The sequence below is a fragment of the Modestobacter sp. VKM Ac-2984 genome (genome assembly GCF_026967985.1).
In the GTDB taxonomy this organism is placed as follows: domain Bacteria; phylum Actinomycetota; class Actinomycetes; order Mycobacteriales; family Geodermatophilaceae; genus Modestobacter.
In genome coordinates, this window is sequence record NZ_JAPVBJ010000008.1 from 177,816 (window position 1) to 201,035 (window position 23,220).

The 23,220-nt window shown below is 74.3% G+C and carries 24 protein-coding genes; 18 read left to right on the forward strand and 6 right to left on the reverse strand.

Annotation, left to right across the window (positions count from 1 at the left end):
• The first annotated feature begins 111 nt into the window (after nt 1-111).
• The 3 genes from O2W16_RS16840 (at nt 112) to O2W16_RS16850 (ending at nt 4,070) form a co-directional block, all read left to right on the forward strand.
• Nucleotides 112-1,113 (forward strand): ATP-binding cassette domain-containing protein, encoded by a 1,002-nt coding sequence (locus O2W16_RS16840; protein ID WP_269159969.1) that lies wholly within the window; start codon nt 112-114, stop codon nt 1,111-1,113.
• Nucleotides 1,110-1,916 carry an ABC transporter permease gene (locus tag O2W16_RS16845; RefSeq protein ID WP_269159970.1) on the forward strand — a complete coding sequence of 269 codons (807 nt, stop codon included), beginning with the start codon at nt 1,110-1,112 and terminating at the stop codon, nt 1,914-1,916. The genes O2W16_RS16840 and O2W16_RS16845 overlap by 4 nt, the downstream gene beginning before the upstream one ends.
• Nucleotides 1,917-1,988: 72 nt before the next feature.
• Nucleotides 1,989-4,070, forward strand: a complete 2,082-nt coding sequence (locus O2W16_RS16850) for a M3 family metallopeptidase (RefSeq protein WP_269159971.1) — start codon at nt 1,989-1,991, stop codon at nt 4,068-4,070.
• Between the two features lie 192 nt (nt 4,071-4,262).
• Here the strand turns inward: O2W16_RS16850 and O2W16_RS16855 are convergent, their stop codons facing one another.
• Both O2W16_RS16855 and greA read right to left on the reverse strand, forming a co-directional pair.
• The gene (locus tag O2W16_RS16855) at nt 4,263-4,595 is read right to left on the reverse strand and encodes an RNHCP domain-containing protein (protein ID WP_269159972.1); all 333 of its coding nucleotides are present in this window, start codon (nt 4,593-4,595) and stop codon (nt 4,263-4,265) included.
• 58 nt (nt 4,596-4,653) lie between these two features.
• On the reverse strand, nt 4,654-5,160 hold the full coding sequence (greA, locus tag O2W16_RS16860) for a transcription elongation factor GreA (protein WP_269159973.1): 507 nt from the start codon (nt 5,158-5,160) through the stop codon (nt 4,654-4,656).
• A 299-nt stretch (nt 5,161-5,459) separates the two neighbouring features.
• On the opposite strand from greA, the gene mca reads away from it, so the two are divergent.
• The 3 genes from mca to O2W16_RS16875 all read left to right on the forward strand — a co-directional run bounded on the left by mca (nt 5,460) and on the right by O2W16_RS16875 (nt 7,334).
• Nucleotides 5,460-6,347: a mycothiol conjugate amidase Mca gene (gene mca, locus O2W16_RS16865; protein ID WP_269159974.1), complete on the forward strand. Its 888-nt coding sequence runs from the start codon at nt 5,460-5,462 to the stop codon at nt 6,345-6,347.
• Nucleotides 6,344-6,679 carry a hypothetical protein gene (locus O2W16_RS16870; protein WP_269159975.1) on the forward strand — a complete coding sequence of 112 codons (336 nt, stop codon included), beginning with the start codon at nt 6,344-6,346 and terminating at the stop codon, nt 6,677-6,679. The genes mca and O2W16_RS16870 overlap by 4 nt, the downstream gene beginning before the upstream one ends.
• 139 nt (nt 6,680-6,818) lie before the next feature.
• A complete protein-coding gene (locus O2W16_RS16875; protein WP_269159976.1) occupies nt 6,819-7,334 on the forward strand; it encodes a phosphate-starvation-inducible PsiE family protein in 516 nt (171 codons plus the stop codon).
• 12 nt (nt 7,335-7,346) lie between these two features.
• On the opposite strand, the gene O2W16_RS16880 is transcribed toward O2W16_RS16875, so the two are convergent.
• Nucleotides 7,347-7,925 (reverse strand): AMIN-like domain-containing (lipo)protein, encoded by a 579-nt coding sequence (locus tag O2W16_RS16880; RefSeq protein ID WP_269159977.1) that lies wholly within the window; start codon nt 7,923-7,925, stop codon nt 7,347-7,349.
• Nucleotides 7,926-8,075: 150 nt separating this feature from the next.
• On the opposite strand from O2W16_RS16880, the gene O2W16_RS16885 reads away from it, so the two are divergent.
• On the forward strand, nt 8,076-8,870 hold the full coding sequence (locus tag O2W16_RS16885) for a DUF427 domain-containing protein (RefSeq protein ID WP_269159978.1): 795 nt from the start codon (nt 8,076-8,078) through the stop codon (nt 8,868-8,870).
• A 39-nt stretch (nt 8,871-8,909) separates the two neighbouring features.
• Here the strand turns inward: O2W16_RS16885 and O2W16_RS16890 are convergent, their stop codons facing one another.
• A complete protein-coding gene (locus tag O2W16_RS16890) occupies nt 8,910-9,917 on the reverse strand; it encodes a transglycosylase domain-containing protein (protein ID WP_269159979.1) in 1,008 nt (335 codons plus the stop codon).
• Between the two features lie 186 nt (nt 9,918-10,103).
• Here O2W16_RS16890 and O2W16_RS16895 point away from each other — a divergent pair, with 186 nt between their 5' ends.
• The 5 genes from O2W16_RS16895 to O2W16_RS16915 all read left to right on the forward strand — a co-directional run bounded on the left by O2W16_RS16895 (nt 10,104) and on the right by O2W16_RS16915 (nt 15,456).
• The gene (locus O2W16_RS16895; RefSeq protein ID WP_269159980.1) at nt 10,104-12,110 is read left to right on the forward strand and encodes a thioredoxin domain-containing protein; all 2,007 of its coding nucleotides are present in this window, start codon (nt 10,104-10,106) and stop codon (nt 12,108-12,110) included.
• A 46-nt stretch (nt 12,111-12,156) separates the two neighbouring features.
• Nucleotides 12,157-12,735: a hypothetical protein gene (locus tag O2W16_RS16900; protein WP_269159981.1), complete on the forward strand. Its 579-nt coding sequence runs from the start codon at nt 12,157-12,159 to the stop codon at nt 12,733-12,735.
• A 42-nt stretch (nt 12,736-12,777) separates the two neighbouring features.
• Nucleotides 12,778-14,028 carry a geranylgeranyl reductase family protein gene (locus O2W16_RS16905; RefSeq protein ID WP_269159982.1) on the forward strand — a complete coding sequence of 417 codons (1,251 nt, stop codon included), beginning with the start codon at nt 12,778-12,780 and terminating at the stop codon, nt 14,026-14,028.
• Nucleotides 14,029-14,134: 106 nt separating this feature from the next.
• Nucleotides 14,135-14,470, forward strand: coding sequence for a PadR family transcriptional regulator (locus tag O2W16_RS16910; RefSeq protein WP_269159983.1), 336 nt, complete (start codon nt 14,135-14,137; stop codon nt 14,468-14,470).
• Complete coding sequence (locus tag O2W16_RS16915; RefSeq protein WP_269159984.1) at nt 14,467-15,456, forward strand: HAAS signaling domain-containing protein; 990 nt, start codon at nt 14,467-14,469, stop codon at nt 15,454-15,456. The genes O2W16_RS16910 and O2W16_RS16915 overlap by 4 nt, the downstream gene beginning before the upstream one ends.
• Before the next feature lie 13 nt (nt 15,457-15,469).
• Here O2W16_RS16915 and trhA read toward each other — a convergent pair whose 3' ends face one another.
• The gene (gene trhA, locus O2W16_RS16920) at nt 15,470-16,303 is read right to left on the reverse strand and encodes a PAQR family membrane homeostasis protein TrhA (protein WP_269159985.1); all 834 of its coding nucleotides are present in this window, start codon (nt 16,301-16,303) and stop codon (nt 15,470-15,472) included.
• Nucleotides 16,304-16,429: 126 nt separating this feature from the next.
• Between trhA and O2W16_RS16925 the strand changes: the two genes are divergently transcribed.
• From O2W16_RS16925 to O2W16_RS16950, 6 genes are all read left to right on the forward strand, one after another.
• Nucleotides 16,430-17,209 (forward strand): isoprenyl transferase, encoded by a 780-nt coding sequence (locus O2W16_RS16925; RefSeq protein ID WP_269159986.1) that lies wholly within the window; start codon nt 16,430-16,432, stop codon nt 17,207-17,209.
• Nucleotides 17,210-17,256: 47 nt separating this feature from the next.
• Nucleotides 17,257-18,474, forward strand: a complete 1,218-nt coding sequence (locus O2W16_RS16930; RefSeq protein ID WP_269159987.1) for a DUF885 domain-containing protein — start codon at nt 17,257-17,259, stop codon at nt 18,472-18,474.
• A 5-nt stretch (nt 18,475-18,479) separates the two neighbouring features.
• Nucleotides 18,480-18,671 (forward strand): hypothetical protein, encoded by a 192-nt coding sequence (locus O2W16_RS16935; RefSeq protein WP_269159988.1) that lies wholly within the window; start codon nt 18,480-18,482, stop codon nt 18,669-18,671.
• Nucleotides 18,672-18,732: 61 nt separating this feature from the next.
• Nucleotides 18,733-19,728 (forward strand): ATP-binding cassette domain-containing protein, encoded by a 996-nt coding sequence (locus O2W16_RS16940; RefSeq protein ID WP_269159989.1) that lies wholly within the window; start codon nt 18,733-18,735, stop codon nt 19,726-19,728.
• Nucleotides 19,725-20,549 (forward strand): ABC transporter permease, encoded by an 825-nt coding sequence (locus O2W16_RS16945; protein WP_269159990.1) that lies wholly within the window; start codon nt 19,725-19,727, stop codon nt 20,547-20,549. Before O2W16_RS16940 ends, O2W16_RS16945 begins: the two co-directional genes overlap by 4 nt.
• 234 nt (nt 20,550-20,783) lie before the next feature.
• Entirely contained in the window at nt 20,784-22,079 is a 1,296-nt protein-coding gene (locus O2W16_RS16950; RefSeq protein WP_269159991.1) for a PhoH family protein, read from the forward strand.
• Nucleotides 22,080-22,196: 117 nt separating this feature from the next.
• Here O2W16_RS16950 and O2W16_RS16955 read toward each other — a convergent pair whose 3' ends face one another.
• Complete coding sequence (locus O2W16_RS16955; protein WP_269159992.1) at nt 22,197-23,141, reverse strand: hypothetical protein; 945 nt, start codon at nt 23,139-23,141, stop codon at nt 22,197-22,199.
• Nucleotides 23,142-23,220: the final 79 nt, after the last annotated feature.

Consider the following 23,220-nt stretch of genomic DNA (forward strand, 5'->3'; position numbering starts at 1 on the left):
GGCGGCCGGGACAGACCGTGCGTCGTCGGAGGAGTTGTTCATGGAACGGACCCGCCGGGTGCCCGGAAAAGACAGTGAGAACTGTCGGTCGGCGGGCCTAGCGTGCGCGGCATGACCGATGCCGTCGTCGTCGAGGGGCTCGTGAAGCGCTTCGGGGAGAATACCGCGCTCGGTGGGGTCGACCTCACCGTGTCCGAGGGCACCGTCCTCGGGCTGCTGGGGCCCAACGGCGCCGGCAAGACCACCGTCGTCCGGATCCTGAGCACCCTGCTGCAGCCCGACGCGGGCCGGGCGGAGGTGGTCGGGCTCGACGTCGGTACCCAGGCCGACCAGGTGCGGGCCATGATCGGGCTGACCGGCCAGTACGCCGCGGTCGACGAGTACCTGACCGGGCACGAGAACCTGGAGATGGTCGGGCGGCTGTACCGGCTGGGCAAGCGGGAGGCCAAGGCGCGTGCCGGCCAGCTGCTGGAGCGCTTCGACCTGGCCGACGCGGCGCACCGCCCGGCGAAGACCTACTCCGGCGGCATGCGCCGCCGGCTGGACATCGCCGCCTCGCTCATCGCCCGGCCCCGGGTGCTGTTCCTCGACGAGCCGACGACCGGGCTCGACCCCCGCAGCCGGCTGGGCATGTGGGAGTTCATCGCCGACCTGGTCAGCGACGGGACGACGATCCTGCTCACCACCCAGTACCTGGAGGAGGCCGACCGGCTGGCCGACCGGATGGTGGTCATCGACCGGGGGAAGGTGATCGCCCGCGGCACCGCCGACGAGCTGAAGGCCCAGGTCGGCGGCGAGCGGCTGGAGCTCACCGTGGGCACGGTGGAGCAGCTCGTGGTGGTGACCGACGCCCTGCGCCCGCTCGCCCACGGCGAGCTGCACGCCGACCGGCAGACCCGGCGGCTGTCGGTGCCGGTCACCGGCGGCACCGACACGCTGGCCGAGGCGCTGCGCCGGCTCGCCGGCACCAGCGCGCAGGTGCTCGACATCGGCCTGCGCCGGCCCGACCTGGACGACGTCTTCCTCACCCTCACCGGGCGCTCCGCCGAGGACGCCGACACCACGACCGACGCCGAGGACTCGGCCACCGTCAGCGCAGGAGCGCAGTCATGACCACCCTGGCCGAGACCGTCTCCGACAGCGTCGTCATCACCAAGCGGAACCTGATCAAGGTCAAGCGGGTCCCCGACCTGATCGTCTTCGCGACCCTGTCGCCGATCATGTTCGTGGTGTTGTTCCGCTACATCTTCGGCGGTGCCATCAACCTGCCGCCGGGCATCAGCTACGCCGAGTTCCTGCTCCCGGGGATCTTCGCCCAGACGGTGGTCTTCGGCTCCACCGTCACCGGGGCGAGCATCGCCGAGGACCTGCAGAAGGGGCTGATCGACCGGTTCCGGTCGCTGCCGATGTCCCGGTCGGCGGTGCTGATCGGCCGCACCGTCGCCGACCTGGGGCTCAACGTCATCTCGATCACGGTGATGGCGCTGACCGGGCTCGCCGTGGGCTGGCGGATCAACTCCTCGATCGGGGAGGCGATCGGCGGGTTCCTGGTGCTGCTCGTCTTCGCGTTCGCCATCTCCTGGCTGATGGCGCTGGTCGGCCTGCTGGTCCGCACCCCGGAGGTGGTCAACAACGCGAGCTTCATCGTGATCTTCCCGTTGACCTTCGCCTCCAACGCCTTCGTCCCGCTGGAGAGCTTCCCGGCGCCGCTGCGGGCGTTCGCCGAGTGGAACCCGGTCTCCACCGTCGTCCAGGCGGCCCGGGAGCTGTTCGGCAACGTCCCCGCCGGGGTTCCGGTCCCCGACGTCTGGTCGCTGCAGAACCCGGCGCTGTACACCGTGCTGTGGACGGTCGCGATCCTGGTGGTCTTCGTGCCGCTGGCCGTCCGGGCCTACCTGCGCACCGCCAGCCGCTGACGGAGGGGCTGCCTCGGCTCCGGTCGGCTGTCGGGTGACGGCCGACCGGGCACGGGGGCGAAGATGAGCGGGATGAGCACCACTGCACCGGCTCCCTCGCCGGACCCCGCGTCCCTGTCCGCGTCCAACCCGCTGGCCGCCCCGTCGGCGCTGCCCTACGAGCTGCCGCCGTTCGCCGACATCTCGCTGGAGCACTGCCGGGAGGCGTTGCTGGCCGGGATGGCCGAGCAGCGGGCCGAGGTCGCCGCCCTGCTGGCCGACCCGGCCGAGCCGACGTTCGAGAACACCGTCGTGGCCCTCGAGCGCTCCGGTCAGCTGCTCGGCCGGGCGGAGGCGGTCTTCTGGAACCTGTCGTCGTCGATGTCCAGCGACCGGCTGCGCGAGATCGAGCGGGAGGTCGCCCCGCTGTCGGCGGCGCACTCCGACGCGCTGCGACTGGACCCGGCGCTGTTCGCCCGGATCGACGCCGTGCACTCTGCCCGGCACGAGGCGGGCCTGGACGCCGAGTCGCTGCGCCTGGTGGAGCGCTACCACCTGGACTTCGTCCTCGCCGGGGCCGGGTTGGACGACGCCGGCCGCGAGCAGCTCCGCGAGCTCAACCAGCGACTGTCGGAGCTGTCCACGACCTTCGGGCAGAACCTGGTGGTGGCCACCGAGGCGGCGGCGGTGCTGGTCACCAACCAGACCGAGCTGGACGGGTTGAGCCCTGCCGAGGTGCAGGCCGCCGCCGGCGCCGCCGCCGAGCGCGGCCACGAGGGCGGGTACCTGCTCACCCTGGTGCTGCCCAGCGGCCAGCCCGCGATGGCCAAGCTGCGCAACCGGGAGCTGCGCCGCCGGCTGCACGAGGCGTCGCTGACCCGGGCCTCGGCCGGCGAGCACGACAACGGCCCGATCGCGGTGGAGATGGCGCACCTGCGCGCGGTCCGGGCGCAGCTGCTGGGCTTCGACACCCACGCCGACCTGATCGCCGCCGACCAGACCGCCCGCACGTCGGCCGCCGTCGACGAGCTGCTCGGTGCGCTGGTGCCGCCGGCGATGGCCAACGCGAAGGCCGAGGCCGAGGTGCTCGCCGAGGTGGCCGCTGCCGATGGCGTCGAGCTGGCCGCCTGGGACTGGTCGTTCTACTCCGAGCGGGTGCGCGCCGAGCGCTACGCCGTCGACAGCGCCGCGCTGCGGCCGTGGTTCGAGCTGGACCGGGTCCTGGTCGACGGGGTGTTCCGCGCCGCCGAGCTGCTCTACGGCCTCACCTTCACCCCGCGTCCGGACCTGCAGGGCTACCACCCCGACGTCCGGGTCTGGGAGGTCTTCGCCGACGAGCGGCCGATCGGGCTCTACCTGGGTGACTTCTTCGCCCGGGAGGGCAAGCGCGGCGGGGCCTGGATGAGCTCGTTCGTCAGCCAGTCCGGCCTGCTGGACACCGGCCCCGTGGTGTTCAACTGCCTCAACGTCACCCGGGCCGCAGCCGGTCAGCCGACGCTGCTGACCCTGGACGAGGTGACGACGCTCTTCCACGAGTTCGGGCACGCGCTGCACGGGCTCTCCTCGGCGGTCACCTACCCGCGGTTCAGCGGTACCAGCGTGCCGCGCGACTTCGTGGAGTTCCCCAGTCAGGTCAACGAGATGTGGGCGCTGTGGCCGGAGGTGCTGGCGCACTACGCCAAGCACGTCGAGACCGGGGAGCCGCTGGCGCAGGAGACCGTCGACGCGCTCGAGGCCGCGGCCCTGTGGGGCGAGGGGTTCGCGACCGTCGAGTACCTGGGCGCCACGCTGCTCGACCAGGCCTGGCACCGGATCGGGCCGGACACCGAGGTCAGCGACGCGCAGGCCTTCGAGGCGCAGGCGCTGGCCGACGCCGGCGTCGCCTTCGACCTGGTGCCGCCGCGGTACCGGACGACGTACTTCCAGCACGTCTTCGCCGGCGGCTACTCGGCCGGCTACTACTCCTACATCTGGTCGGAGGTGCTGGACGCCGACACCGTCGAGTGGTTCAAGGAGAACGGCGGGCTGCGCCGGGAGAACGGCGACGTCTTCCGCGGCGAGCTGCTCTCCCGCGGTGGCTCCGTCGACCCGCTGGGCGCCTTCGCCGCCGTCCGCGGCCGGGCCGCCGACACCGGCCCCCTGCTGCGCCGCAGGGGCCTGGCCCCGGTCGCCTGACGCCCGCGGCGCCGGCCCCCGCGGCCGGCGCCCGCCGCGCCCGGGCGCGGGCGCGGGCTCAGGGCCGCATTGCACGCTCTTCGTCCGCTCTGCGCGCGCTGCAGCACGAGCAGCGCGGACGAAGAGCGTGCAATGCGCCGCTGCGGCGCGGGCGGGCCGCAGCCGCGGCGGCGGTCCGGCGGGACCGCCGGGTCAGAGCCAGGGGAGGGCGAGCACCAGGTCGAGGTCGTCCGGGGCGGCGCCGTCCCGGACCAGGCGGTTGGGCTGGCGGTGGCCGCAGGCGGTGCAGCGGTGCACCACCTGCCAGCCCTTGCCCGACTTCTCGACGAGGCCGATCGGCTCCATCAGCTGCCGGCACTCGCTGGCCCGGTCGCCCGGCAGCTCGTCGACGTGCAGCGACCACAGGCACCACGGGCAGTGGTTGCGGTAGTGCCCGTCGGTGTTCGCCGGCACCAGGGTCTGGCAGTGCCCGCAGACGAAGGTGGTGTTCTCCGCCCGCCGGGAACGCGCCCGCCCGCCGTCCACCGTGCTCGTCCCGTCCGTGTCCGTCGACTCCGTGCCCGTCACCGCCCTGGCCCGGGGGTCAGGGGATGAACGGCTCGACGGCCAGGACCTTCACCGAGATGTCCTTGCCGTTGGGTGCCTGGTAGGTGACCGTCGCGCCCGGCGCGGCGCCCACGATCGCCGCACCCAGCGCAGACTCGGGGGAGTAGACGGTCAGGTCGGTGGTGCCGGCGATCTCCCGCGAGCCCAGCAGGAACTTGTCGGTGTCGTCCTCGTCGCCGTCGAAGGCGATGGTGATGACCGTGCCGACGGCGGCGTTGGTCGCCGTCGTGGGCGGCTGGCCGACCCGGGCCTTGCGCAGCAGGTCGGTGAGCTGCCGGATCCGGCCCTCGGCCTTGCCCTGCTCCTCGCGGGCCGCGTGGTAGCCGCCGTTCTCCTTGAGGTCACCCTCCTCGCGGCGGTCGTTGATCTCCTTGGCCATCGCCGGTCGGTTCGCCACCAGCTGCTCGAGCTCGGCTCGCAGCCGGTCGTGGGCCTCCTGCGTCAGCCAGACGCCCTGGTCCTGCTCGTCAGTGGGGGTGGACACAGTTGCTCCCGGTGCTCGTCTTCGCGACCCGCTGTTCGCGGGGTCACCGCTGGTCAATCCGAGCAACGTAACACCGGAGCGGAGCCGCGTGCAGCCGTCAGCGGAACGGGTCCGGCCGGGGGGACTCCTGCGTCGGAGGTGCACAGGAGTGGCGCGGGGCACACCAGGAGTCGCCGGGGTGCCTGCCATGATCGGCCGGCCGGGGGGACAATGGAGGCCGAGACCGGGCGTGCGCGTCACGCACGGCGTGAGGGCACCGTCGGGCGCGGGCTCGACGAGCGGAGCGAGGAGCAGCACAGGTGAGCGAACCGGACCAGTTGCGCCTGCTCGCGGTGCACGCCCATCCCGACGACGAGTCGAGCAAGGGCGCCGCGACCATGGCCAAGTACGTCGCCGAGGGCGCCCGGGTGATGGTGGCGACCTGCACCGGCGGGGAGCGCGGGTCCGTGCTGAACCCGGCGATGGACCGCCCCGAGGTGTGGGAGCGGATGGCGGAGATCCGCAACGAGGAGATGGCCCGGGCACGGGAGATCCTCGGGGTCGAGCAGGAGTTCCTGGGCTTCGTCGACTCCGGGCTGCCCGAGGGCGACCCGCTGCCGCCGCTCCCGGAGGGCTGCTTCGCCCTGGTGCCGGTCGAGGAGGCCGCCGCGCCGCTGGTCGAGCTGATCCGGCGCTTCCGCCCGCAGGTGGTGCTCACCTACGACGAGCGGGGCGGCTACCCGCACCCGGACCACATCAAGACCCACGACATCTCGGTGCACGCCTTCGAGGCGGCCGGCGACCCGGACCGCTACCCCGACCTCGGGGAGCCCTGGCAGCCGAGCAAGCTCTACTACCACATGGGCTTCACGCTGCCCCGCACGAAGGCGCTGCACGAGGCGATGCTGGCCGAGGGGGCCGAGTCGCCGTACACCGAGTGGCTGGCGAAGTGGGACCCGGCCAACGACATCTCGCACCGGGTGACCACCCGGGTGCCCTGCGCCGAGTACTTCCCGGTGCGGGACGCCGCCCTGATCGCCCACGCCACCCAGATCGACCCCACCGGCCGCTGGTTCTCCGTCCCGCTGGACCTGCAGACCCGCACCTGGCCGACCGAGGACTACGAGCTGGCCCGCTCGCTGGTCGACTCGGTCGTCCCGGAGGACGACCTGTTCGCCGGCGTCCACACCTCGGAGCGTGTCTCGTGACCACCGCACTCACCCTGCTCGCCGTCGACCAGCAGCAGGTCCCCGAGGACGTCGGCAAGGCCGGTCCGCTGGGGCTGCTGCTCATCGTCCTGCTGCTCATCGCGGTGCTGTGGCTGGGCCGGTCGATGACCCGGCACCTCAAGGGCCTGCCGCGCAGCTTCGACCCGGCCGACCAGGTGCCCGACAGCCCGGCCGAGCTGATGGTCGACGTCCCGGCCCGGGCGCCCGGCGCCGAGCTGCTGGACACCCTGCGGCGTGCCCCGCTGGCGATCGAGCCGCCGTCCCGTCCTCAGGACGACGACTCCCGGGACGGGCGGCCCACCGCCCCCTGACCCGCCCGGCACCGCTGGACCGGGTGCGGCCTCGGTGGTCCAGCACTGATCGGCCCTGGCCGGCCGGGACCTGACCCCCGAGGGGGACACGCGCCGTCGTCCGGCCGCGTGCGGGACGGCGGTCGGCGATCATCGCCGGATGGCGACCCAGCGGGCCCGGCGGGACTCTGACCAGCACAAACGATCCCTCCCCGGCCGCTGGGGCACCCGCGCCCTGGAGATCGGCGAGAACGTCGTCTACGCCGGCATCGCGCTGTTCCTCGTGCTCAGCGCCCTCGTGCTCCTCGTCATCGCCGGGAGGACGACCTGGGGGATGGTCGGTGGCCTCTCCCAGGCCCCGGTGCTCGAGCTGCTCGACGTGCTGCTGCTCGTCTTCATCGTCGTCGAGCTGCTGTTCGCGGTGCGGATCACCGTGGAGCGCCGGGAGCTGGTGGCCGAGCCGTTCCTGCTGGTCGGGATCATCGCCTCGATCAAGGAGATCGTCGTGCTGTCGGTCGAGGCGGCGGGGGTGCTGGGCAAGGGCGCGCAGTTCGACGACCGGATCACCGAGATCGCCGTCCTCGGCGTGCTGGTGGTCCTGCTCGGGGCCACGGCCTGGCTGCTCCGCCTGAAGGAGCGCGAGCCCGACGAGGGCGACGCGCCGTCACCGGGCTGACCCGGCGAGACCTCACCAGCGGTGGGCGACGTCGATGACCACGCGGGCGCCGTCGGGGCGTCCCGGCGAGCCGTCCAGCACGAAGACCCGGAACGGCAGCCGGGCACGAGTGCCGACCGCCAGCGACGTCTGCCCCTCGAACGAGCCCGCCCACGCCACCTGGCGCAGGGTCCGGGCGGCATCGACGTCGACGACCTGGGTCCGGTCGGCCGGCAGGTAGGTGGGGGTGCGCGAACCGTCGTAGGCAGGTGCCCGCACGACGAGCTGGAGGACGGCGCCGCCCGCGACGGACACCGGCGTACCGGAGCCCTGGGCGCCGACCTGGTCCACGTACCGGACGTCGTAGCCGGTGTCACCGGCCGCGGCCAGGTCGACCACCAGCCGGTCGAAGCACGGGTGCTGCCCGGCGCGGACGTCGGTGACGGTGCCCGGCGGGAAGACGCCCATCGGCTGGCTCTCGGGCAGCGATCCCCAGCGGATCCCGCAGTACGGACCACCGGTCGCCTGGGCCGGCAGTGCGCCGCCCAGCAGCGCGACGGCGGCGAGCAGCACGATGACGAGCGTCCGCGGACGCGTTCGATACCGGTCCATGACGACCTCCTCGGTGTCGTCCTCGATCGTGCCCCTGTGGATGGTCGGCTGAACGTGACGATCTCGTGACTGCCCGTCCGTCTGGGCGTCGAGGCACCACGCCCCCGCCGCGGCCGGGCGGCAACCGCGGGATCCGCCTACGGTCGGGGCATGTCGCTGACCCTCGGTACCGGTCCCCTCGCCCGGCCCTCGGCCGGGCAGCTGAACGCCGACCTGTGGTCGGTCGCCCCCGCGCACGCGCTGTACCTGCACCCGCTGCAGGAGCGCATCCGCGGTGTGTCCGGCGAGCGCACCGTCGTGGACACCACGCGGGCGCAGCTGCTGCACGAGACCGGGCTGCTGCCGCGGTGGTACCTGCCGGAGGCCGACGTGGCGGCCGGGGTCCTGCAGCCCAGTGACACCCGCACCACCTGCCCGTTCAAGGGCGAGGCCCGGTACTGGCACCTGGAGGTCGACGGACGCCGGGTGGAGGACGCGGCGTGGTCCTACCCGGAGCCCATCGACGGCTGCCCGCCGCTGGCCGGGCTCCTCTCCTTCGACCTGGAGAGCCTGGACTCCTGGTCGATCGAGGACGAGCAGCTGCTCGGGCACCCGCGCGACCCGTTCCACCGGGTGGACGCCCGGCGCTCGTCCCGGCACGTCGTGGTCCGGGTCGGTGACCAGGTGGTCGCCGACACCTCTGCGCCGATCGCGGTGTTCGAGACCGGGCTGCCGGTGCGCTGGTACGTGCCCGAGGCCGACGTCCGGGCCGAGTTCCTGGAGCCGAGCGACACCACGTCGGAGTGCCCGTACAAGGGCGTGGCGAGCTACGAGCACCTGACCGTCGCCGGCCGGCGGTACGAGGACGCGGTGTGGTGCTACCGGGAGCCGCTGCTGGAGGCGCTGCCGGCCGCAGGACACCGGTCGTTCGACGGGGACGACATCGAGGTCGAGGTCACCGGCTGAACCGGGATCGGCCCGGCCGGCGGCCGGGCGTCGCCGTCCTCAGGCGGTGCCCTCCGCGGCGATCAGCTCGGCGACCGCCGCGGGCCGCTGGCTGCAGTCGTCACCGGAGTCCGGCTCGTCGGCGGCCAGCCCCGTGATGCCGACGTCCTCGACGGGCCGGAACCCGAGCCGGTCGAGGTGGCCCGGCAGCCGGTTCTGGGCGTTGACCACGTGCGAACGGGAGAACCAGCCGAGGCCGTCCTCGACGTCGAAGTCGAGCCCACCGCCGGGGGCGCGACGGACGTGCCCGGGGGAGGGCAGCAGCCCGGCGAGCTGGACCGCCTGGTCCGGGTACAGCGTGTCCGGCGGGGTGTCGAAGTAGTACCAGCTGGCCGCGCAGACGCCGTAGAGCGTGGGGCCGAACTGGGCGTGGTTCACGTAGAGCTCGAGCATCCGCCGGTCGTCGACGATCAGCGCCAGCTCTGCGGCCAGGCCGGCCTCCACCGCCTTGCGCCAGGCGCTGAGCTCCTGGTTGAGGAAGAGGTTCTTGGCCACCTGCTGCGGGATGGTCGACCCGGAGGGGTCGTCCTCGCCGCGCAGGTGCGCCTCCGCGCGGGCCATCAGCCCGTCCCACTCGAACGCGCCCGAGCGGTAGGGGAGCTGGGCGTCCTCGTGGGCGATGACGGCGGCGAGGAAGTTCCGCGAGACGTGCTCGACCGGCACGGACTGCTGGACGGCGCCACCGGGGTTGGCCGCCATGAACGCCGTCGTCGGCGGGTCGACCCAGCGCAGCGACACCAGCACCAGCGCCTGGAGGACGAAGACGACGGCGACCAGCCGGCCGAGTGCCCGGAGGGCGCCGCGACGGCGTCCGCGCCAGGGTCGCCCGGGGCGCGGCTCCGGGGCCGGCGGCGGTGACCCGTCGGCGCGGCCCCCGCGCCGCCAGCGCCGCTGCGGACGGGGCTGCTCCTCGGCCGGCGGGGGTGGGTACCAGCCGGCGTCCGGCGGCGCGCCGTACCGGTCGTCGCCGTACGGCGGGAGCCGATCGGACGGGTACGCGGTGCCCACAGATGGCCCGTCGGCCGGGCGGCGGAACCGCGCGGTCGGCCGGCGATCCGGCGGTACGTGGGCCATGCGGTGGAGCTCCCGGGGGTCGGCGCGAGCTGCGATCGTACGGGCGCCGGCCCCGCACGTGGCGCCGCTCGGGGTCCGTGGCGCCGTTCGGGCGGGACCGGGGACGGGAAGGAGAGGGCCATGCCGAACCGTCTCGCCACCGCGACGAGCCCCTACCTGCTGCAGCACGCCGACAACCCGGTCGACTGGCGGGAGTGGGGCCCCGATGCCTTCGAGGAGGCCCGCCGGCGTGACGTGCCCGTGCTGGTCTCCGTCGGCTACGCGGCGTGCCACTGGTGCCACGTGATGGCGCACGAGTCGTTCGAGGACCCGGAGACGGCCGCGCAGCTGAACGCCGGCTTCGTCTGCGTGAAGGTCGACCGTGAGGAACGCCCGGACGTCGACAGCGTCTACATGACCGCCACCCAGGCGCTGACCGGCCAGGGTGGCTGGCCGATGACGGTCTTCACCACCCCGGACGGCGCTCCGTTCTACTGCGGCACCTACTTCCCGCCCCGCCCGCACCCGCAGCTCCCGGCGTTCCGGCAGGTGTTGAGCGCGGTGAGCGAGGCCTGGGCAGGCCGGCGCGGCGAGCTGGAGCAGGCGGGGGAGAGCATCGTCGCCGGCATCTCCCGCCGCCTGGACCTGGGTGACCCCAGCCCGCTGTCGACCGAGTTCCTGGACCGGGCCGTCGACGCGCTCGCGGACAGCCACGACCGTCGCGCCGGTGGCTTCGGCGGCGCCCCGAAGTTCCCGCCGTCCATGGTGCTGGAGTTCCTGCTCCGCGCCCACGCCCGCCGGGGTGACGCGACGTCCCTGGGCCTGGCCGTGCAGACCGCCGAGGCGATGGCCCGCGGCGGCGTGTACGACCAGCTGGCCGGTGGCTTCGCCCGGTACTCCGTCGACGAGGACTGGGTGGTGCCGCACTTCGAGAAGATGCTCTACGACAACGCCCTGCTGCTGCGGGTCTGTTCACACCTGTGGCGCACCACCGGCGCCGCCTGGGCCCGGCGGGTCGCCGACGACACGGCCGGGTTCCTCGTGCGGGACCTCGGCACCGCCGAGGGCGGGTTCGCCTCCGCGCTGGACGCCGACACCGAGGGTGTCGAGGGGCTCACCTACGTCTGGACCCCGGCTCAGCTGGTCGAGGTGCTCGGGGCCGACGACGGCGCCTGGGCCGCCGAGGTCCTCGGCGTGACGGCCGAGGGCACGTTCGAGCACGGCAGCTCCACGCTCCAGCTGCGGCGCGACCCGGACGACGCGCCGCGGCTGGCCCGGGTGCGGGCCGCGCTGTCCGTGGCGCGGGCGCAGCGGCCCCAGCCGGCCCGTGACGACAAGGTGGTCGCCGCCTGGAACGGGCTGGCGATCGCGGCGCTGGCCGACCACGGGGCGCTCGTCGGCGACCAGGACCTGGTCGGGGCCGCGGTCCGGGCAGCCGAGCTGCTGCACCGGGTCCACTGGGTGGACGGTCGGTTGCGCCGGGTCTCCCGGTACGGCCAGGTCGGCGCCCACGCCGGCGTGCTCGAAGACCACGGCGACCTCGCCGAGGGGCTGCTGGCGCTGCACGCGGCCACCGCCGACGGGCGGTGGCTGACCTGGGCCGGGGAGCTGCTCGACGTCGTCGGCGCGCAGTTCGTCGACGGCGAGGGCCGGTGGCACGACACCGCGGCGGACGGCGAGGCCCTCGTCCACCGCCCGTTCGACCCCACCGACGGCCCCACCCCGGCGGGCATCGCCGCCGCTGCGGGTGCGCTGGTCGGCTATGCGGCGCTGGCCGGCTCGCCGGACCACCGGGCCCGCGGGGAGGCGGCGGTCGCCTCGCTGGCCCGGCTGGTCGCGCAGGCACCCCGGGCGGCGGGCTGGGCGGCCGCGGTCGGTGAGGCGCTGCTCGCCGGGCCGTTGGAGGTGGCGGTGTCCGGGCCGGCCGGCCCGGAGCGGGACGCGCTGGCGGCCGCGGCGCGCGCCTCGGTCAGCCCCGGTGCGGTCGTGGTGGCCGGCGAGCCGGACGCGCCGGGGGTGCCGCTGCTGGCCGGGCGGCCGTTGCAGGACGGCCGCCCGGCCGCCTACGTCTGCCGCGGGTTCGTCTGCTCGGCGCCGGTCACCGAGGTGTCCGCTCTCAGCGCAGCGATGAGCCCACGCAGCGTCTAATTACATGATTACAGTGCATGGTGTCCGAACCGAACGAGGAGGAACCGTGCACGCACACCACCGCTTCCCACCCGAGGGCTTCCCCGGCCGCGGGCGTGCCCGTGGCCGCGCGGCGGACACCCCACCGCCGGTCGAGCGTGCCGAGGTCGCCGGCTGGTTCGCCGGCCGGCTGCCCGACGAGTGGTTCACCGGCCCGGTCGACCTGGCCGTCGACCGCGACGAGATCACCGTCGTGGGGTCGGTCCCCGAGCCCGACGTGGGCGACGGCGACCCCGCGGCCGCCCGGGCCGGCCGGGTCGCCCGCTTCCGCGAGGAGACCCGTGGCCAGCGGATGGCGATCGCCGACGCCGCCCAGGAGCGCTACGGCCGGTCGGTGGCCTGGGGGGCGTCCTGCGGCGACGTCCGGGAGCTGTTCACCACGCTGTCGGTGCCGGTGATGACCCGGCTGCGCCAGCCCGAGCGCCTGGTCCTCGACACCCTGGTCGACGCCGGCGTGGCCCGGTCCCGGTCCGAGGCCCTGGTCTGGGCCGTGCGCCTGGTCGGCGAGCACGCCGAGGACTGGCTGGCCGAGCTGCGGCAGGCGATGGCCGCCGTGGAGGAGGTGCGTGCCCGGGGTCCCCAGTAGGACGCCCGTGGGCCTGTGCGCGGATCGGGGACACTGGGCCTCGTGCCCCACACCGCAGAGCCCACCGACACCGACGTGCTCGTGGTGGGGGCCGGTCCGGCCGGTGCGGCTGCCGCTGCGTGGGCCGCACGCGGTGGCGCCGACGTCGTGCTCGCAGACGCCGCCGTCTTCCCCCGGGACAAGACCTGCGGTGACGGGCTGACCCCTCGGGCCATCGCCGAGCTCGACCGGCTCGGGCTCGGCGACTGGGTGCGCTCGCACGGCCGTAACCGGGGGCTGCGGGCGGCCGGCTTCGGGCAGGAGCTGCTGCTGCCCTGGCCCGGTGGCGCGCTGCCCGACCACGGCGGCGCGGTCCCGCGCACGGAGCTGGACGACCGGATCCGGTCGGTCGCGCTGGACGCCGGGGCCACCCCGCTGGAGGGTGCCCGGGCGGTGGACGTCGAGCGGGACGGCGACCGGGTGGGCGCGGTGGCGTTCCGCCGTCCCGACGGGTCGACGACGACCGTCCGCTGCCGCCGGCTCGTCGTGGCCGACGGCGTCCGCTCCCCGCTGGGCCGGGTGCTCGGCCGGGAGTGGCACCGCGACACCGTCTACGGCGTGGCCGCGCGCGGCTACGTGCGCTCGGGGCGCAGCGACGACGAGTGGATCAGCTCGCACCTGGAGCTCCGCGGCGCCGAGGGGGAGCTGCTGTCGGGCTACGGCTGGGTGTTCCCGCTGGGGGCCGAGCGCGGTGAGGTGAACGTCGGCGTCGGCACCCTGGCCACCGAGCGCCGCCCGGCCGAGGTGGGGCTGCGCAGCCTGCTGGAGCTCTACACCGACCAGCGGCGCGCGGAGTGGCAGATCGAGGGCGCCGTCCAGGCCCCCGCCAGCGCGCTGCTGCCGATGGGCGGGGCGGTCTCCGGTGTGGCCGGGCGCAACTGGGCGCTGGTCGGCGACGCCGCGGGGTGCGTGAACCCGCTCAACGGCGAGGGCATCGACTACGGGCTGGAGACCGGCCGCAGCGTGGTGGAGCTGTTCGACGAGGACGACTGGTCGCAGGCCTGGCCCACGACGCTGCGGCGGCACTACGGCGAGGCGTTCTCCATCGCCCGCCGGCTGGCCGGGCTGCTCACCGTGCCGCGTTTCCTGCCGGCCGCCGGGCCCGTGGGGATGCGCTCCCGGGTACTGATGACCGTCGCGCTGCGGGTCATGGGCAACCTGGTGACGGACGCCGACCGGGACCTCACCGCACGGCTGTGGCGCCGGGCCGGCCGGCTGTCGGTGCGCCTGGACGACCGCCCGCCCTTCAGCTGAGCGGCTCGCCCGGCGGGCCGGGCGTGCGGCGCGCCGGACGGCTGCTGGGCCGCTACTGCGTTCTGCGCAGTACTGTGCGGTGCACCGACCAACCCGGAGGACGTCGATGGACACCACGCAACTGCTCAAAGGGGTGCTGGACCTCGCCGTCCTCGCGGTGCTGGACGGCGAGGACGGCTACGGCTACGACGTCGTCCGGCGGCTGCGGGCGGCCGGGCTGGAGGAGGTCGGCGACGCCTCGGTCTACGGCACCCTGCGGCGGCTGTACGCCGCCGGGCACCTGACCAGCTACGTCGTCCCCTCGGCCGAGGGGCCGCACCGCAAGTACTACGGCCTCAACGTCTCCGGGCGGGCACAGCTGGAGATGGCGACCAAGACCTGGCACGGCTTCGCCGACACGATGGCGGCCCTGCTGCAGACCGATCCGGAGGTGGCGGCATGACCGGTGCGACGAGTGTGGGCCGGCAGGCCGAGGTGCGGGAGTACGCGGCGGCGGTGCGCGCGGCGCTGACCGACGTCCCGGCCGACCGGTGCGAGGAGCTGCTCGAGGACCTCGAGGACCACCTGGCGGAGGTGGCGGCGGACGGCGACGCGCCGCTCGAGTTCCGGCTGGGCTCGCCTCGTCACTACGCCGACGAGCTGCGGGCCGCCGCTGCCCTGCCCGCCGCGCCGGCGCCCGAGCACGAGCAGGTCGGGCTGACCGAGCTGGCCGAGCGGGTCCGGGCGTGGGAGCCGGTGCGGCAGGTCGAGGCGTTCCTCCCCGAGCTGCGCCCGGCGTGGTGGGTGGTGCGCGCCTGGGCCGCCGTGACCGCGGTCGACGTGGTCTTCGTGGGGGGCACGTCCTTCCCGGTGCCCACCCTCGGGCTCGGCCCGGTCGGCCTGCTCGTCACCGGCGCGGCGATCGCCTGGTCGGTGCGGCTGGGCCTGCGCGCCCGGGCGGAGCAGCGCGAGCCGGGGCACCGTGCCGCGCTGGTCAACGCCGGGCTGGGGGTGCTGACGCTGGTCGCGCTGGTCGGCCTGGCCGACGGGCCCGGCGTCGCCACTGCCGAGACGGTGTACGTCGACGACCCGCAGCCCGACCACCTGGTGCACGAGGACGGCACGCCGATCACGAACATCCTGCCGTTCTCCTCGACCGGTGAACCGCTGCGCGGAGTGCTGCTCTACGACCAGGACGGGCGGCCGATCGACGGCCTCGCCGACGTGACGATCGACGGCGACCAGGTCGAGACGGTGCCGAACGCGCCGTTGCAGCCGGGCAACGCCTATCCGCAGCAGCGCCAGGTGCGGGACTGGGACGAGTACGGCCAGGAGACCGTCGTCCCGATGCCCCTGCCGAGCACCGCACCCACGAGCGGGGCGGAACCGGCGCCGTCCGTGCCGGGGGAGACCCCGGCGACCGACCCGGGGGCGCCGCCGACGCCGTGAGCGGCCGGGCGGCTCAGGCGAGCGGGGAGTTGTAGAGCGCGAACCAGACGGCGATGTAGTGGCAGATGGCGGCCACGATCGTCATCGCGTGGAACACCTCGTGGTAGCCGAAGGTCCCCGGCCAGGGGTTGGGCCGCTTGCTCGCGTAGGCGATCGCGCCGACGCTGTAGAGCAGTCCGCCGACGGCCAGCAGCACCATCGCGGTGACGCCGACCAGCTGCAGGATGTCGACCATCACGAACACCGCCGCCCAGCCCAGCGCCAGGTAGATGGGCACCCCCAACCAGCGGGGCGCGTGCGGCCAGACCACCTTCAGGGCCACGCCCAGCGCGGCGCCGGCCCAGACCAGGCCCAGCAGCCACCAGCCGGTCGGCTCAGGGACGGCGAGCAGTGCGAACGGTGTGTAGGTGCCGGCGATGAACACGAAGATCATCGAGTGGTCGGCGCGCTTCATCAGCTTCCAGCCGCGCGGTGACCAGCGACGGCGGTGGTACAGCGCGCTGACCCCGAAGAGCCCGAGGATGGTGACGCAGTACAGCGCCACCGACCAGCCGGCCCGGGCGCCCTGCACGGCGGCGATCGGGATGAGCACCGCGCCGGCGACGATCGAGCCGAAGAACGCGAACAGGTGCAGCCAGCCCCGCATCCGCGGGCGGGTGTCGGGGTGGTCGGGGTCGCCGTGCTCGGCCAGTGTCCACGGGCCCTGGCCGTGGGCCTGGCGCTCGACGGACTCGACCCGTTCGCCCTCTTCGCGGACGGTGGAGATCGCCTCGTCGGCCGGTGCCTGGAGCTCGGCGCCGTCGGCGGTGATCCGGACGTGGTCCTCGCGGTCTGAGGAGACGCTCATGAGCCGAGGTTACGGAGCGGTGGGTACCGCGTCATCCCGGACGGCTTGTGACCTTGCTGGGAGACGCGCAGGTCGGCCTCGGCGCGCGGTCCGACCACAGCAGGGGACGGCACCTAGGGTGAGGGCGTGGGGGTGCGCGCGAAGGTCCGGGACGCACTCACCCTCGTCTACGAGCAGCGGCTGGCGCGCCAGCTGCTCGGCGCCGACACCCCGCGGCACGTCGGCGTCATCATCGACGGGAACCGACGCTGGGCCCGGGCCATCGGCCTGGAGGACGTCAGCGAGGGGCACCGCCGCGGCGCGGACAAGATCGCCGACCTGCTCTCCTGGTGCGACGAGGCCGGGGTGGAGGTCGTCACCCTCTTCCTGCTCTCCACCGACAACCTGACCCGCCCGGCTCCCGAGCTCACCCCGTTGCTGCGGATCATCGAGGGCGTCGCCTGTGACCTGGCCGGCCCGGACCGGCGGTGGCACCTGCGGGCGGTCGGCGCACTGGAGCTCCTGCCCCCGGAGACCGTCGGCGTCCTCACCCGGGCCGAGCGCGACACCCGGGACCGGCCGGGGGCGACGGTGAACCTCGCGGTCGGCTACGGCGGCCGCCGGGAGATCGCCGACGCCGTGCGCTCGCTGCTGGCCGAGCACGTCCGGCGGGGGACGACGCTGCCGGAGCTGATCGAGGTGCTCGACGCCGACCAGATCGCCGAGCACCTGTACACCCGCGGGCAGCCCGACCCGGACCTGGTGATCCGCACCAGCGGTGAGCAGCGGCTCTCCGGCTTCCTCACCTGGCAGACCGCCCACTCGGAGTTCTACTTCACCGATGTCTACTGGCCGGAGTTCCGCCGGGTCGACTTCCTGCGGGCGCTGCGTGCCTACGCCGCCCGGCACCGCCGCTTCGGCGGCTGACCCGGGGCTGTCCGGGAGGTCGGTCCGCGGGCTGAGAGACTCGGGGCATGGCAGCCGGCGCGGTCGACGTCCCCCTGGAGTACGTGCGGCTGGGGCTGCGCTTCGACCGGCTGGAGCCCGGCTTCGTCGACGCCTACACCGGTGACCAGCGGCTGCGGGCGCAGGTCGCCGACGAGCCGGCGCCCCAGCCGCACCAGCTGCGCGACCAGGCCCGGGCGCTGCTGGCCGAGCTCGACTCCGCCGCCCTGCCCGCCGCCCGGACCGCCTACCTGCGCGGTCAGCTCACCGGCCTGGAGTGCACGGCCCGCAAGCTGGGCGGTGAGCCGGTCGGCTTCATCGCCGAGGTCGAGGCCTATTTCCAGGTGTCGGTCGCCCTCGGGGACCCGGCCGAGTACGCCGCCGCGCACGCCCAGCTCGAGCAGCTGCTGCCCGGCAGCGGGACGCTGGCGGAGCGGTACGCGGTGCACCGGCGGCGGGAGGAGTGCCCGCCCCAGCGGCTGGAGGAGGCGGTGCACGCGCTCTCCTCCGCGCTCCGCGACCGGGTCCGCGGCCAGTACGGCCTGCCCGAGGCCGAGACGGTGCGCTACGAGGTGGTCACCGACAAGCCGTGGTCGGGGTTCAACTACTACGAGGGCGACTATCGCTCCCGGGTGGCGATCAACGCCGACCTGCCGCACCGGCTCGCGCAGCTGCCGCACCTGGTCGCGCACGAGTCCTACCCCGGGCACCACACCGAGCACTGCCGCAAAGAGCGCGGGCTGGTCGAGCGCGACCAGCACCTGGAGCACACGGTCTTCCTGGTCAACACCCCCGAGTGCCTGATGGCCGAGGGGCTGGCCGACCTCGGCGTCGAGGCGGCGATCGGCGCCGGCTGGGGGCCCTGGTCGGCCGACGTCCTCGGTGACCTGGGGCTGCGCTTCGACGGGCACCTGGCCGAGCGGGTCGCCGCCGCGGCTGCGCCGCTGAACCGGGTGCGCCAGGACGCCGCGATCCTGCTGCACGACCGCGGCGCCGACCCCGACGTGGTGATCGCGCACCTGCAGCGTTGGGGGCTGGTCAGCCACGACCGCGCCGTCCAGCAGCTGCGGTTCCTCACCGACCCGCTGTGGCGGGCCTACATCTCCACCTACGTCGAGGGCTACGACCTGCTCTCGACGTGGCTGGCTGCCCGGCCGGCCGGGCAGCCGGTCGCCGACCGCTTCCTGCGGCTGCTGGACGAGCCGCTGACCCCGGCGGTCGTCGCCGCCGAGCTGGCCGGCGCCTGACCGTCGTGGCCGGCGGGACGACGGAGGAGCGGCAGGCCCTGGGGCTCTGGACGGCGGGCTGGATCGCCCTCTTCCTGCTGGCCGGGCTGCTGTGGCTGGGCGACGTGGCGCTGCAGTGGCCGGTGCTGCTGGTGCCGGCGGCCTGGGCGCTGGTCGTGTTGCGGCCGCGCCGCGAGGGCCGCGGCGTCCGTCGCTGATCGTCCGCCGGGAGCGGAACACGGTCGACTCCTGTCGGTGGACCGGTGGAGGATCCCCGGCGTGATCCACGCTCGCGGGCTCGCCCGCACCTTCCGGAAGAAGAAGCAGGAGGTGCACGCCGTCGCCGGGGTGGACCTCGACGTCGAGGCCGGCGAGATCGTCGGCTTCCTCGGCCCCAACGGTGCCGGCAAGACCACCACGCTGCGGATGCTCACCACCCTGTTGACCCCGACCGCGGGCACCGCCACGGTGGCCGGCTGCGACCTGGTCGCCGATCCGGTCGGGGTGCGCCGCCGGATCGGCTACGTCTCGCAGAGCGGCTCGACCGCGCCCGAGGCCCGCGCCGGGGAGGAGGTCGTCGACCACGCCCGGCTCTACGGGATCAGCACCGAGGAGGCGACCGCCCGCGGCAAGCAACTGTTCCGCGAGCTCGACCTCGACGGGCTCTGGGAGCGCCAGCCCAAGGCGATGTCCGGGGGCCAGCGCCGCCGGCTGGACATCGCGCTGGGCCTGGTGCACGTCCCGGGCCTGGTGTTCCTCGACGAGCCGACCACCGGGCTGGACCCGCAGGCCCGGGCCAACCTGTGGCAGCACATCCGCGGCCTGCGCGCCGAGCGCGGGACGACGGTGTTCCTGACGACGCACTACCTCGACGAGGCCGACGCGCTCTGCGACCGGATCCTGGTCATCGACTCCGGCCGGATCGTCGCCTCCGGCACGCCCGACCAGCTCAAGTCCGACGTCGGCGGCGACGTCCTGACCGTCACCGCCGAGCACGCGGACGCGGCCGGGCAGGTCGCCGGTCTGATGGCCGCCCTGCCCGGGGCCGAGGCACCGCAGGTCGACGGGACCCGGGTGGTCGGTCGCGCCCCGAACGGCGGCGCCGCCCTGGTCGCCCTGGTCCGTGAGCTGGACGCCGCCGGCATCGCCGTGGCCGGCATCGAGAGCCGCCGGCCGAGTCTGGACGACGTGTTCCTCGGCCTCACCGGCCGGTCGCTGCGCGAGACCGGGGCACCGGCCGCCGTCCTCGCCGAACCGCTGGAGGCAGCCCGATGAGCACCGTCGCGACCCCACCGGAGGCCACGCCACCCACGACCAGCACGACCAGCGCCACCGCGACCAGCAGCCTGGTCCGGGACACCTACACCGTCTTCGCCCGGGCGATGCGGATGTCGCTGCGCAACCCCGCCTGGCTGGTGATCAGCCTGATGCAGCCGATCCTGTACATCACGCTGTTCGGCCCGCTGCTGACCTCCGACGCCGTCCAGCTCGGCGCGGGCAACTCCTACCAGGTGTTCGTGCCGGGGATCCTGGTCCAGCTCGGCATCTTCGGGGCGCTGTTCGTCGGGTTCGGGCTGATCGCCGAGTACCGGGCCGGGGTCATCGAGAGCCAGCGGGTCACCCCGGCCAGCCGCACCGCGCTGCTGCTGGGTCGGGTGCTGCGCGACGTCGTCGTCCTGCTGGTGCAGGGCACGGTGCTGGTGCTGGTCGCCATCCCGCTGGGGCTGCGCGCCCCGCTGGCCGGCGTGCTGCTCACCCTGGTGGTCATCGCGCTGCTGGGCGCGGCGTTCGCCTCGGTCTCCTACGCCCTCGCCCTGACGCTGAAGAGCGAGGACGCCTTCGCACCGCTGCTCAACGCCGTCGTCCTGCCGGTGCTGCTGCTCTCGGGCATCCTGCTGCCGATGTCGCTGGCGCCCGGCTGGCTGCAGGCGATCAGCGACGTCAACCCGCTCAAGCACGTCGTCGAGGGCACCCGCGCGTTCTTCGACGGCGACTACGGCAGCAGCACCGCCCTGTGGGGTGCCGCGCTCACCGTCGCGCTGGCCGTCGCGGGCTGGTGGTTCGGCGTCCGACGTTTCCGGCAGGAGTCCAGCTGACGAACGACAGGTCTCGTCTCACCCCTGTGCGTGTCAGGGGGGTGTTCCTGTCGGGGTGAGGGCATAGCGTCCCCCGTGGAGGACGAGCTCACCTCGCCCTCCACGGGAGGCCCGGTTGGTGCGACGCAGTTCGTTCACCAGGGGGGCCGTGTCCCGGCCCCAGCGCCGGGACCCGGTCACCTTCGAGCCGGGGCGCGCCTTGACACCAGGGTGGCGTCCCACGGGAGCCGATTCGTGAGCACTCGCCGCACCTACGTCCTCGACACCTCCGTGCTCCTCTCCGACCCGGGCGCGCTGCTGCGCTTCGACGAGCACGACGTCGTCGTCCCGCTCGTCGTGATCGGTGAGCTCGAGGACAAGCGTGACCACCCCGAGCTCGGCTGGTTCGCCCGGCAGACCCTGCGGATGCTCGACGACCTGCGGGTGCAGCACGGCCGGCTGGACGCGCCGCTGCCGGTCGGCGTGCAGGGCGGTTCCCTGCACGTGGAGCTGAACCACAGCGATCCGTCGGTGCTCCCGCCCGGCTTCCGGAACGACAGCAACGACAGCCGGATCATGGTCGTCGCGCTGAACCTGCGCAGCGAGGGCCGGGACGTCTGCCTGGTCACCAAGGACGTGCCGCTGCGGGTGAAGGCCGCCGCGGTGGGGCTGGACACCGAGGAGTACCGCGGCCTCGGTGCGGTCGACACCGGCTGGACCGGGATGGCCGAGCTCGCGGTCGAGGAGTCCGACGTCCAGGCGCTGTACGACACCGGCACGGTGTTCCTGCCGGCCGCCGCGGAGCTGCCCACGCACACCGGGCTGGTGCTGCTCTCCAGCCGGGGCTCCGCGCTGGGCCGGGTGACCCCGGACAAGCAGGTGCGGCTGGTCCGCGGCGACCGGGACGCCTTCGGCCTGCACGGGCGCTCCGCCGAGCAGCGGGTGGCCCTCGACCTGCTGCTCGACCCCGAGATCGGGATCGTCTCGATGGGCGGCCGGGCCGGCACCGGCAAGTCGGCGCTGGCGCTGTGCGCCGGGCTGGAGTCGGTGATGGAGCGGCGGGCGCACAAGAAGGTCGTGATCTTCCGGCCGCTCTACGCCGTCGGAGGGCAGGAGCTCGGCTACCTGCCGGGCAGCGAGGGCGAGAAGATGGCGCCCTGGGCCCAGGCGGTGTTCGACACCCTGGGCGCCCTGGTCTCCGGTGACGTCGTCGAGGAGATCGTGGCCCGCGGGCTCATCGAGGTGCTGCCGCTGACGCACATCCGCGGCCGCTCGCTGCACGACTCGTTCGTGATCGTCGACGAGGCGCAGTCGCTGGAGCGCGGGGTGCTGCTCACCGTGCTCTCCCGGCTGGGCACCAACTCCCGCGTCGTCCTCACCCACGACGTCGCGCAGCGGGACAACCTCCGGGTGGGCCGGCACGACGGCGTGACTGCGGTGATCGACCGCCTGAAGGGCCACCCGCTGTTCGCCCACGTGACCCTGACCCGTTCCGAGCGCTCCCCGATCGCGGCGCTGGTGACCGAGATGCTGGAAGACCTCCCCCTCTGACACCCGCGGCCCGGCCGGCCGGGCCGGGGCCGGCCCCGCCTCGCATTGCACGCCGTTCGTCTGGAACACACGCGCTGCAGCACGTGCACTGTGACCAGAATGCGTGCAATGCGGGGCTCAGCGGGTGCCGCGGGTGCCGCGGGTGCTGCGGGTCAGCGCGCGGAGCCACCTGGCCACGAGGGCGTCGGGCGTGGCCAGGTCGTCCCACACCCAGCGGACGACGGTCCAACCCTCATCGCGGAGGGCGTCCTCCCGTCGCTTCTCCTCGAACACGGCCTCCCCGGCGTCCTGTCCGGGCCGGAGCAGTCGTCCGTACTTCACCCGCCCGTCGAACTCACCGAGCAGTCGCTCGTGTTGCCAGCCGAAGTCGCTGCGACCGACGAACCGGCCGTCGGGTCGTCGCACGTCGAGCTGGAGGTCGGGGAGGGGCAGGCCGGCGTCGATCATCAGTGCTCGTGAACGGCTCTCGCCCACGCTCTCGGACCGCGCGTCGGCAGCGAGCAGGACCCGGCGCGCGGATCGGGTCCCCCGGGTACCGGCACAGGCCTCGAGCGTGGCGGTCAGCTCCGCGGCACTGGTCGCCCGCCGTGCCAGCGCGGCATCGGCCACCACGAGCGCCGCAGCGAACGGCACGGTGCGGGCCACGTCGACCACCGTCCGCGCGACGCTGGTGACCGCGATCCCGTCGTGCACCACGACGTCGTCCTCACCGAGGCGGGCGACGTGCGACCTCAGCCGGTTCTCGTCCGCACTGCGGGCCGGGGGCCGGCGGGTGACGTGCACCTGCCGCAGCGGCAGCCCCCACAGCGGGAGACCGTGCAGCGCGGCGGCGGATCCGTGGCTCACGACGGCCGGCTGTCGCAGGCCGGCCAGGGTGGCGCGGACGGCGAGCAGGTGCCGGGGCTGCTGGGCGAGCGGGCCGGGGTCGACGAGGTGGGCGCCGCGCTGCAGCGTGGCCCAGTGACCTCGTCGGCGCCGCCGCCTGATCTCGTCGTCGACGAGGCCGGCGGCGAGCGCCTGTGGTCGCAGGACGAGGCGGGGGAGCGGTTCGGCGGGTTCCACCAGCACACCGTCCTGCGCTGCAGGACCGGGAGGGCCCGGACGATGCACCCCTGCGGAAACCGGCCACGCCTGTGGACGG